We start from the raw sequence: 9,819 nt of genomic DNA, 5'->3' as shown, positions 1-9,819 counted from the left end.
TCTACGAACAATGCGGTCTTGGCCGGGGAACGATCCTGCTGCGCTGGGGCGACAACAATATGCCGGTGCGCACCGAGGCCATGCGCGGAAAGGTTCTGCATGCTCGCTTCGAAGGTCCGGGTGTGCTGTTCCATGCGTCGGACAATGACGACGCGGAGCCGATGAAGGGCTCCGCCATGATGCTCGAATTCGACGGGCCCGCCGCGGCGCCAGAGGTTCTCGCCCGCCAGGAGCTTTTCGCCCGCATGGCCGAGGGCGGCCGGATTACCGTGCCGTTTGCCCGGCAATATTGGGGGACTAGCTTCGGCATGCTGGTCGACGCCTTCGGCGTGCAGTGGATGTTCAGCTGCTCCAATGAATAGACGCCGGTCGCCAACCGCCTCGATCACGACCTTCTTACCGAAGAACGGCGCCACGCAGCATTGTCGCCGCGCTGCGTCGGCTTCATGGTGAGGTCGAGACCGTCGACGGAGGTTCTCATGCGTCCCGGAGCGGCAATCGCGGCGCTTTGGTTGATCTGGGTGGTCACATGGCTCGCGGCTGCCCTATGGGCCGATCCGGCCCAAAAGCGCGCCACCATTGGGGCGGAGGCTCGCTATCGCGTCTTCTGGCTGGCCGGCACCGTCCTGCTGTTCGTCCCAGCGCATGGCTATGAGGGCCGGCTGAGGTTGTGGACGCCGACCCTTGCCGAAGCCTGGACCTGCGTTACCGTGATTGCGGTCGGGATCGGCTTCGCCTGGTGGGCGCGTATCCATCTCGGGCGGTTGTGGTCCGCCACGGTCACCGCCAAGGCGGAGCATCGCGTGGTCGACACCGGCCCCTATCGCCTGGTCCGGCATCCGATCTATACCGGGCTGCTGTTGGCAGTACTCGCCACCATGGTGGCGAAGGGCACGGTCTGGGGCATTGCGGGCACGGCCCTGCTCATCATCGGCGTCGTTGTGAAAGCCAGGCTGGAGGAGCGTTTCCTGCGCGACGAACTCGGCCCAACCTATGACGACTACGCCAGGCGGGTGCCGATGCTGGTTCCCTTCACGCCGGCCTGACGCGGCGCGGCGTCCTCCATTCAGAGCATGCGCAAAAGCGCGCCGCCGATCGAATATCCCGCCCCGAACGCGCAGATCAGGCCGAAATCCCCTGGTTTCATGTCGGCATGGTTCTCCGACAGCGCGATGATGGCGCCGGCGCCCGCCGTGTTGCCGAGCCGCTCCAGCACCATGGGTGCGCGGTCATGGCCAACATCGTGGCCGAATGCCAGTTTCAGGATCATCGCATTCATGCGCGCATTGGCCTGGTGCAGCCAGAAGCGCCTGATCGCCTCCGGCGTCAGCCCGTGTTCGGCGAGGAATTCGACGATGAATTTGTGCCCGGCGACGGTGACTTCCTTGAACACCTTGTTGCCGACCTGCTTGATGAGATTGCCCTCCAGGTCGATCATGTAGGGATCATCCTGGGCAGTGCGGGTGTGATAGCCGAGATTGGTGCGGATGTTGTTCGACATCTGCGTCCAGAGGCGCGTGTCCAGCACCTCGAATCGACCCGGCCGCCTCTCGCCCTGGGTGAGCCCCTCCACCACCATCGACACCGAAGCGTCCCCAAAGATGAAGTGCGTCTGCCGGTCGCGGAAATTGAGATGGCCGGTGATGATCTCGGGCGTGGTCACCAGGATGCGCTTGTGGGCGCCCGAGCGCACCAGATTGACCGCCATGTGCAGCGCCGCCGCCGCGGACGAACAGCCAAGCCCCATATCGAAGCCGGCACCCCGCGTGCCCAGCGCCTCCTGCATCTCGATGGCGATCGCCGGATATGGCCTCTGCTGATGCGAGGACGAGCAGATCACCAGATCGATGTCCGACGCCTCGATGCCGGCGTGCTCGATCGCCTTCCCCGCCGAAGCGACGCCGAATTCCGCCTGCAGCGAGAGCGCGTCGTCCGGGCGCGCCGGAATGCGCGGCGCCATGCGGGTCGGGTCCAGAATGCCCTCCCGTTCGATCACGTGGCGGGCGCGCACGCCCGAGGCATGGACGATGAAGTCGGCATCCGATTTCTGCAGCAGCGTCTCGCCGGCAGCCTGGCGCCGCGCGTTCTCCGTGTCGACCCAGGCGTTGAAACTGGCGACCAGTTCCTCATTCGTGATGACAGGCTTGGGGATTTCGGCGCCGATGCCGCTGATGATGACGCGATGCATGTTTCAGTCCGTCCCATCCGCGAGCGATGCGGCTTCATGTGGGCGCCGAAACGCTTCGGCGCAACACTTTTCTCATCAGGCCGGTTTACGCCGGATTAAACCAGGCAGTCCGTCTGAAAACCCTCGGAGCGGTTCCTGATAAGGGTTTTCAGACGGACTGCCTAAGTTTCGCGACTGATTCACGCGATATGCTCAATTGTAGAGATGGGATGTATCGCGTTGGACCGCGTTAGAGATATGACGCTATCGACATTCCCGGGGGCGAGATCGTCAGGGATCGAGAATACGCGCTGGTGTCTGGCCGAAAAGATTCCTGAAGGCCACGATGAACGAGGAAACGTCCGCATAGCCGACGGCTAAGGCGGCTTGAGTGACGCTCTCACCGACCGCCAAATGTTCGAGTGCGTGCTGAAGCCGCATTTGTTGCCGCCATCGACCAAAAGTCATTCCCGTGTCGCGAAGAAACCAGCGCGCGGCCGTGCGCTCAGTCAGCGCAGCTTCGGCAGCCAAGATCGAGAGTGGGCGATTACAGGCTGGATCGAGAAGGAGGCGGTCGGTAATGCGGTGCAACCGTTCATCGACAGGTTCGGGAAGCGCTATATCCGATGGCCGCAGACCCTGCAGACGATCGAGAAGGACGGACATGAGCCGCGCTTCCGGTCCGTCCTCTGGATAGGAATCGCCAAACTTCGACGCGGCAATCAGAAGTTCGTCCGCGAGCCGATCCACCGCGACAACGCGAGGCATGATCGGGATGTTCACACGTTCCGGTTCGACGTAGCAGGTGGTTAGCCAGAAAGGAGATCGGGCCTCGATCCGGTGTTCGATCCCGCCACCCATCCATACGGCGCGCTGTGGCGGTATGACGAAGCGCGCCGTTCGCGTTCTGACCGTCAGAACGCCAGTGCTGACATGAATGAGCTGAACGCGCCGGTGGGAGTGCCACGGTACATTTACCCGGTCGTGCCGATCGGAGAGAACGAACACAGGGCGTAACGATGCGTCCGGATCGACGATTGGGTTACGAGTTGTCTGTTTGGCCATATTTTTTGACACCTATGGGCGAGACTACCATACTGTGGCCGTCTACGCTCTCTCCATCGACAGAAACGACGGAGATGCGTTGATGAAAATCGTAATTCTTGGCAAGGGTAACATGGGTACCCCCCTTGCGCTTCTCGCGCAGGCGGCAGAGCATCAGGTCCAGAGCTTCGACAGCAAGACGAACCCTGTGGCGGCTCTACAGAGCGCGGACGTTGTGATCCTCGCGACGAAGTATGAACAGGCGCTGGCACTCCGCGAAGACAGAGCCGTCGTCGCGGCGCTTAGCGGCAAGGTCGTGGTGGATATCACCAACCCGCTCGCGACCGACTACATGAGCCTGACGGTCGGCCATACGAGCTCGGCCGCCGAGGAAATCGCGCTGCGCTTGCCTGGCGCCCATGTCGTGAAAGCGTTTAATACGGTCTTCGCCGCTCTTCTTGCTCAGCGCGCTGCCGGCAACCGCGTCGAAGTTCCGGTGTTCATTGCGAGCGATCACGAGGCCGCCGCGCAAACCGTCGCTGGTCTCGCGGGGGCGATGGGGTTCACAACGATCTTTTCTGGTCCGCTCTCAAACGCCCGGTATCTGGAGCCGATGGCGGAGCTGATGATCCAGCTCGGCTATGGTCTCGGCCATGGTGATCGGATTGGCTTCGTGATGCGCGACGAAGGCAGGGCGACTGCCGCCGCCGCCTGAACTTCGGACGCCGAAATCAGCGTTCGCTGCGCTGTACGGATTGCCCGCATCTCAGTCGATCTGGATGCGGGCATTCTATATTTCTGATGAAAGGATCGAGCCCGCCGTACCAGCGGAGATTCCTTACGCTAGCCTGCCATGATATATTTTCCCATGGGACGTCTATCAGGAACAGACCGCTCACAACTACTCCTTGTGCCTGAATCAGTAGACGAATATGTCGGGCCGGATAATGCGGTTCGCTTCATTGAGGCCTTCGTTGATGGCCTTGATCTTGCCGCTGCTGGCTTCGAGCGGGTGACGGCGAAGGAGACGGGTCGCTCCGGGTTTCGATCCTGCCGATCTGCTTAAGCTGTACGTTTACGGGTATATCAACCGCGTCCGGTCGAGCCGACGGCTGGAAGCTGAGGCTCATCGCAACCTAGAGGTGATCTGGCTTCTGCGGCACCTGAAGCCGGATTTCCGCACGATCGCCGCCTTCCGCCGGGTGAACCGCTCCGCGTTTCGGCAGGTGTTTCGCGAGTTCGTCATCCTGTGTCGGCAACTCGACTTGTTCGGCCGAGAGCTGCTGGCCGTCGATGGCACGCGCATCAAGGCGGTGAACAACAAGGATCGCAACTTCACACGCGGGTCGCTCTCGAAGTTCATCCGTGAAGCGGATGAGAAGCTGGCCGATTGCATGAAGCGGCTCGACGAAAGCGATGCCGATGAGGACAAGGTCGGTAGCGGCACTGGCCCCGGCGGTCATGGCGGCGGCCTTGCGGAGAAGATCGCGGCGATAAAGGGCAAGCGGGATCGCCACAAGGCGATGCTGGACGAGTTGGATCGCACCGGCGAGGACCAGATCTCGCTGACCGATCGCGATGCCCGCGCCATGGCACGCATGACGAAGGTCGGCGTCGGCTACAACGTGCAACTGGCCGTGGACGTGAAGCACAAGCTGATCGCCGAACAGGAGGTGTGCAACCAGGTGCTCGATATGGGCTTCTGGCGCCGGCGGTCTAAGCGGCGATGGAGACGCTGGAGGTCGAGCGCATCGAGGCAGTTGCGTATCGGGGCTACTTCAAGATCGAGGATATCGAGGTCTGCGAGAAGGCGGGCATCACCGCTTATGTGCCCAAGCCGATCCGCGGTCCTGCCGTCGCTCAAGGCTTCTTTTCCAAGGAGGACTTCCGCTACGATCTGGAAAAGGACGTTTATCTCTGCCCGGGCGAGCATGTGCTTTCGCCGCGTCATTTTGGTAAATCGCGCGACAATGTGAAGATCGACTACGTCAACCGCGATGCTTGCAAGGCGTGCCACCTGCGCGAGCGCTGCACCAAAAGCTTCCGCCGCGTTTCTCGCCTTGAGAACGAGGCGGTGCTCGACCGCATGGCGGCGCGGCTAGCTGACCGGCCCGACATTCTCGACCGGCAGCGCGAAAGCGTCGAGCATCCGTTCGGCACGATCAAACAGTGGATGGGTCAGGGTACGTTCCTGATGCGGCGACTCGACAACGTCCGCGGCGAGTTCAGCCTGACCGCGCTCGCCTACAACATCAAAAGAGCCATCACGCTCATTGGCGTTCCCGGCCTGATCGCGGCCCTACAGGCATAGGGTGGCTCGTTTGCGGTGTTCTGGCCCAAACAGACATCGTTGCGCCTTGGGAACGCCGCTCACACGCTCAGGAAGCGGAAAACTACGAAATCGCGCCCGAAGCTGCCGTTCACGCCGGAATCGAGCTACCCTCTATCGCTAGAAGAGTTCTCGGACGGTCTGCAAGATTTACGCGAGCCTATCCAGCCCGTTTGGCGACAATGAAAATGCGGGGGAACCGCAGCAGCACCTTGCCATCGGCGGTCTTCGGATAGGCCTTGGCGATCCTGGCCGTGTAGCTGTCGAGGAACAGCTTGCGTTCGTCCGCTTCCAGCGGATCGAGGAACGGCTTCAGCCCGGTGGCCTTGACCCACTCGACGATCGCCTCGGCGTCGGCCAGCGGATGGTTGTAGATGGTGTGCCAGATGTCGAGCCGAGCGGAGAGCAGCGACAACAGGTCATAGTAGAACGATACCGGCGGCAGCGGCGCACGCGCCGCTCCCTGTATCTTTGCCGCGAAAGGCGCTTCCGCGGCGGTTTCCCGCATCAGGCGGTGCGAATCCTCGCCCATATTGTCGGGCATCTGGATCGCCAGCGCGCCACCGGGCGCCAGAAAACCCATCAGGCGCTGGAACACCGCCGGATGTTCCGGCAGCCACTGGAAGACGGCGTTGGCGAAAATGACGTTGACCGGCGCGGCCGGCTGCCATGTCGCCGCATCGGCGAGGTCGAAGCTGACATTGGGCAGGCGCGCCCTCGCCTTTTCGATCATGTCGGGCGAGGTGTCGAAGCCGCTCACTTGCGCATCCGGCCAGCGCTCGACCAGAAGTTCGGTCGAATTGCCCGGCCCGCAGCCGATGTCGACGACCCGGCGCGGAAAGTCGACCGGCACCTGTGCTACGAGGGCACGCGCCGGCCGTGTGCGTTCGTCCTCGAATTTCAGATATTGGGCGGCGGACCAATCAGCCATTTGAGCTCTCCTCGTATCCCAGAGAAATTCGCCGCCCAATCAACCCCTTACCGCGTCAGCCGCTTGTGCGTCATGCGGTGCGGGGCCGCTGCTTCCGCGCCCAGGCGGCGCAGCTTGTCCTTCTCGTATTCCTCGAAATTGCCCTCGAACCATTCGACATGCGCGTCGCCCTCGAAGGCGAGCATGTGGGTGGCCATGCGGTCGAGGAACATGCGATCGTGGCTGATGATGACCGCGCAGCCTGCATAGGCTTCCAGCGCGTCTTCTAGCGCGCCCAGCGTTTCGGTGTCGAGGTCGTTGGTCGGTTCGTCGAGCAGCAGCACATTGCCGCCGCCCTTCAGCATCTTGGCGAGGTGCACGCGGTTGCGCTGACCGCCCGAGAGATTGCCGACCTTCTGCTGTTGGTCGCCGCCACGGAAGTTGAAGGACGAGCAGTAAGCGCGGCTGTTGATTTCGTGCTTGCCGAGCTTGATGACCTCGGCGCCGCCTGAAATCTCTTCCCACACCGTCTTGTTCGCATCGAGTGCGTCGCGGCTCTGGTCGACATAACCGAGCTTGACCGTCTCGCCGATGCGCACTGTGCCCGCGTCCGGCTTCTCCTGGCCGGTGAAGGTCTTGAACAGCGTCGTCTTGCCGGCGCCGTTCGGGCCGATGACGCCGACGATGCCGCCCGGTGGCAGCCTGAACGACAGGTTCTCGATCAGGAGCTCGTCGCCAAAGCCTTTGTTGAGGCCTTCGACCTCGATGACGACGTTGCCGAGGCGCTCGCTCGACGGGATGACGATCTGCGTGTCGGTCGGCTTGCGGTTCTGCGACTGCTCGACCAGTTCCTCATAGGCCTTGATACGCGCCTTGGACTTGGTCTGGCGTGCTTTGGGCGACGACTGGATCCACTCGCGCTCGCGCCAGATCGACTTCTGGCGGGCATCGTCCTCGCGGCCTTCCTGGATCAGGCGCTTGGCCTTGGCGTCGAGATATCTGGTGTAGTTGCCCTCGTAGGGAATGCCGCGGCCACGGTCGAGCTCGAGGATCCAGCCTGTGACGTTGTCGAGGAAGTAGCGGTCGTGGGTGATGATCAGCACCGAGCCCGGATAGTCGCGCAGGTGCTTTTCCAGCCAGGCGGTGGTCTCCGCGTCGAGATGGTTGGTCGGTTCGTCGAGCAACAGCAGATCCGGCTGTTGCAGCAGCAGCCGGCACAGCGCGACGCGGCGACGCTCACCGCCCGACAGGTTGGTCACTTCAGAATCGGCCGGCGGGCACTGCAGCGCGTCCATCGCCATCTCGACCTGCTGCTCGAGATCCCACAGGTTGAGCCGGTCCATCTCGTCCTGGAGCTTGGCGGACTCATCCGCCGTCTCGTCGGAATAGTTCATCATCAGCTCGTTGTAGCGCTCGATGATGGCGGTCTTCCTGGCAACGCCGTCCATGACGTTTTCCATCACGGTCTTGCTGTTGTCGAGCTGCGGCTCCTGTGCCAGGTAGCCCACGGTCGCGCCCTCGGCCAGCCAGGCCTCGCCCTGAAACTCCTTGTCGAGCCCGGCCATGATGCGCAGGATCGTCGACTTACCCGAACCGTTGGGGCCGAGGATGCCGATCTTGGCGTCCGGATAGAAGGACAGATGAACGTTGTCGAGCACCTTCTTGGTGCCATAGGCCTTCGACAGGCCGGACATGTGATAGATGAACTGGCGTGCCACGCGCGCTTTCCCTGAAAAACTGACTGGATTTTGCCGAATTGAATGGAGGTTGGCCGCTATGTAGGCGATGCGGCGGCGAACGGCAATCGCTTTTGCCAGATCGGGCCAACCACACGGACAAGTGTGCACCGGCAGCCAAGTTTTCAACCGGTCGATGGCGCACGGAAATCTCCGGTTAACCCTTCCGCGTCAAAACAGGATCGGGTTGGAATCGCCGGCTTGCCCCGATTCCTGGCGCGAGAGAGATCGGATCGACGGCATTGCTGAACAGTTTCCTGCTCCTTGCCGAAGCGGTCGTCTACTTCAGCGTCATGGTGACGCTTTTCCGCTTCCGCAAGCGCATCGGCCTCGGTGTCTTCGTCTGCGCGCTCGGCGTCATGCATTTCCTGGAGACTTATCTCGCCAGCGTCTTTTACGTCGCCCTGCCGTTCGGCATGGTCTCGCCAGGCTCGGCGGTGCTCTTTTCCGGCAAGCTCGTGATGCTCCTTCTGCTCTACATGAAGGAAGACGCCGCCACCGTGCGCCAGCCGATCTACGGCCTGCTGCTCGGCAATGCGCTGATGATCGGGCTGGTGCTGCTGCTTCGCATGCACGCCATCGCGCCGCTGCCGGACGGCCGGCTCCCCGACATCGGCTTCATCGACGAGATGGGCTGGCTGATGGTGTGGGGCACGACGCTGCTGGTCATCGACGCCATCCTGATCATTCTGCTCTATGAAAAGCTTGGGCGCACCCTGCGCAAGGCACAGTTCGCGCGCATCCTGATTTCGGTCGCCTGCGTGCTCACCTTCGACCAGGCCGGCTTCTTCACCGCGCTGCATTTTGTTGCCGGGGCGCCGATCGCGGTCTTCTTCGGCGGCTGGTTCGCCAAGATGGCGGCGGCACTGACTTTCAGCGCCATGCTGGTTGCCTACCTCAAATGGTTCGAGGTCCGGGACGTCCAGATGCCGCGTGGGCTGACCGACATTTTCGAGACGCTGACCTATCGCGAACGCTACGAAGCGCTGGTCGAGCATGTCGGCCGCGACGGCCTGACCGGCCTGTTGCACCGCGGACGCTTCGACGCCGACGGTGAAGCCGCCGTCCAGGCCAGCCTGCGCACGGCGAGGCCACTCAGCCTGCTCATCGTCGACGTCGACCACTTCAAGTCGATCAACGACCGTTTCGGCCATGCCGAGGGTGACAAGGCGCTGAAGGCGGTCGCAACCGTACTTTGCGAGGCGGCGGGCGCCGAGGACCAGGTGTTCCGGATCGGCGGCGAGGAATTCGCCATCCTCAGTTCGCGTCCGCATTCCGTCGCCAGGCTGTTTGGCGAAAGCGTCCGCACCGCGCTCAAGGCATCGGCCGCCACCAGCCGGTTCGAACTGACCGTCAGCGCCGGCGTTTCCAGCGTCAGCGAAACGACGCAGTGCCTGGCCGACCTGTTCGCGCTCGCCGACCAGCGCCTTTACAAGGCGAAATCGACCGGACGCGACCGCGTCGTCGGTGAACCCGGCGGGCATGAGGCCGACGCTGCGATCGCCTGGACCAGGTCAGCCCAGGTTTAGCCCTATCCGCGACGGCCGCGCCGGCTTGCCGGAAACGGCGATCCCGCACTTACTGGAACCCGATCGCGTCGACCGTGCCGGTCGGGTTCCAGTAAGTGCGGGAT

The 9,819-nt window shown here is 62.7% G+C and carries 10 protein-coding genes and 1 pseudogene; 6 read left to right on the top strand and 5 right to left on the bottom strand.

All coding sequences use genetic code 11. The features are described 5' to 3' along the window. Both EOA36_RS16800 and EOA36_RS16795 read left to right on the top strand, forming a co-directional pair. A partial coding sequence (locus EOA36_RS16800; RefSeq protein WP_145969192.1) for a glyoxalase/bleomycin resistance/extradiol dioxygenase family protein occupies positions 1-362 on the top strand: 362 nt, incomplete at its 5' end. 117 nt (positions 363-479) lie between these two features. Then, positions 480-1,046 carry an isoprenylcysteine carboxylmethyltransferase family protein gene (locus EOA36_RS16795; RefSeq protein WP_127278587.1) on the top strand — a complete coding sequence of 189 codons (567 nt, stop codon included), beginning with the start codon at positions 480-482 and terminating at the stop codon, positions 1,044-1,046. 20 nt (positions 1,047-1,066) lie between these two features. Here the strand turns inward: EOA36_RS16795 and EOA36_RS16790 are convergent, their stop codons facing one another. Next, the gene (locus tag EOA36_RS16790) at positions 1,067-2,188 is read right to left on the bottom strand and encodes a beta-ketoacyl-ACP synthase III (protein ID WP_127278586.1); all 1,122 of its coding nucleotides are present in this window, start codon (positions 2,186-2,188) and stop codon (positions 1,067-1,069) included. A 270-nt stretch (positions 2,189-2,458) separates the two neighbouring features. After that, positions 2,459-3,232, bottom strand: a complete 774-nt coding sequence (locus EOA36_RS16785; protein ID WP_127278585.1) for a helix-turn-helix transcriptional regulator — start codon at positions 3,230-3,232, stop codon at positions 2,459-2,461. An 82-nt stretch (positions 3,233-3,314) separates the two neighbouring features. Between EOA36_RS16785 and EOA36_RS16780 the strand changes: the two genes are divergently transcribed. Together EOA36_RS16780 and EOA36_RS38310 are read left to right on the top strand one after the other, a co-directional pair. Continuing rightward, positions 3,315-3,926, top strand: a complete 612-nt coding sequence (locus EOA36_RS16780) for an NAD(P)-binding domain-containing protein (protein WP_127278584.1) — start codon at positions 3,315-3,317, stop codon at positions 3,924-3,926. Between the two features lie 343 nt (positions 3,927-4,269). Beyond that, positions 4,270-4,389 (top strand): annotated as a pseudogene (locus EOA36_RS38310) (transposase); the annotation flags it as partial. On the opposite strand, the gene EOA36_RS38305 reads toward EOA36_RS38310, so the two are convergent. Next, positions 4,348-4,863 (bottom strand): hypothetical protein, encoded by a 516-nt coding sequence (locus EOA36_RS38305; protein ID WP_245464384.1) that lies wholly within the window; start codon positions 4,861-4,863, stop codon positions 4,348-4,350. The pseudogene EOA36_RS38310 and the gene EOA36_RS38305 overlap by 42 nt on opposite strands. A gap of 74 nt (positions 4,864-4,937) precedes the next feature. Between EOA36_RS38305 and EOA36_RS38300 the strand changes: the two genes are divergently transcribed. Continuing rightward, positions 4,938-5,522, top strand: coding sequence for a transposase (locus EOA36_RS38300; RefSeq protein WP_245464383.1), 585 nt, complete (start codon positions 4,938-4,940; stop codon positions 5,520-5,522). 178 nt (positions 5,523-5,700) lie between these two features. Here EOA36_RS38300 and tam read toward each other — a convergent pair whose 3' ends face one another. Beyond that, positions 5,701-6,471, bottom strand: a complete 771-nt coding sequence (gene tam, locus EOA36_RS16770; protein WP_127278583.1) for a trans-aconitate 2-methyltransferase — start codon at positions 6,469-6,471, stop codon at positions 5,701-5,703. Positions 6,472-6,518: 47 nt separating this feature from the next. Further along, on the bottom strand, positions 6,519-8,168 hold the full coding sequence (gene ettA / locus EOA36_RS16765) for an energy-dependent translational throttle protein EttA (protein WP_127278582.1): 1,650 nt from the start codon (positions 8,166-8,168) through the stop codon (positions 6,519-6,521). Between the two features lie 260 nt (positions 8,169-8,428). On the opposite strand from ettA, the gene EOA36_RS16760 reads away from it, so the two are divergent. Continuing rightward, positions 8,429-9,715, top strand: a complete 1,287-nt coding sequence (locus EOA36_RS16760; protein WP_127278581.1) for a GGDEF domain-containing protein — start codon at positions 8,429-8,431, stop codon at positions 9,713-9,715. The last annotated feature ends 104 nt before the right edge of the window (positions 9,716-9,819 follow it).

Origin of the sequence: Mesorhizobium sp. M8A.F.Ca.ET.021.01.1.1 (genome assembly GCF_003998025.1) — a bacterium.
Taxonomy (GTDB): domain Bacteria; phylum Pseudomonadota; class Alphaproteobacteria; order Rhizobiales; family Rhizobiaceae; genus Mesorhizobium.
The sequence above is the reverse complement of the archived record's forward strand: the minus strand, read 5'-3'. Positions and strand labels throughout refer to the sequence as shown.

Coding starts and splice junctions, on each gene's coding strand:
- EOA36_RS16795 (WP_127278587.1), top strand. CDS start 480: ATGCGTCCCGGAGCGGCAATCGCGGCGCTTTGGTTGATCTGGGTGGTC.
- EOA36_RS16790 (WP_127278586.1), bottom strand. CDS start 2,188: ATGCATCGCGTCATCATCAGCGGCATCGGCGCCGAAATCCCCAAGCCT.
- EOA36_RS16785 (WP_127278585.1), bottom strand. CDS start 3,232: ATGGCCAAACAGACAACTCGTAACCCAATCGTCGATCCGGACGCATCG.
- EOA36_RS16780 (WP_127278584.1), top strand. CDS start 3,315: ATGAAAATCGTAATTCTTGGCAAGGGTAACATGGGTACCCCCCTTGCG.
- EOA36_RS38300 (WP_245464383.1), top strand. CDS start 4,938: ATGGAGACGCTGGAGGTCGAGCGCATCGAGGCAGTTGCGTATCGGGGC.
- tam (WP_127278583.1), bottom strand. CDS start 6,471: ATGGCTGATTGGTCCGCCGCCCAATATCTGAAATTCGAGGACGAACGC.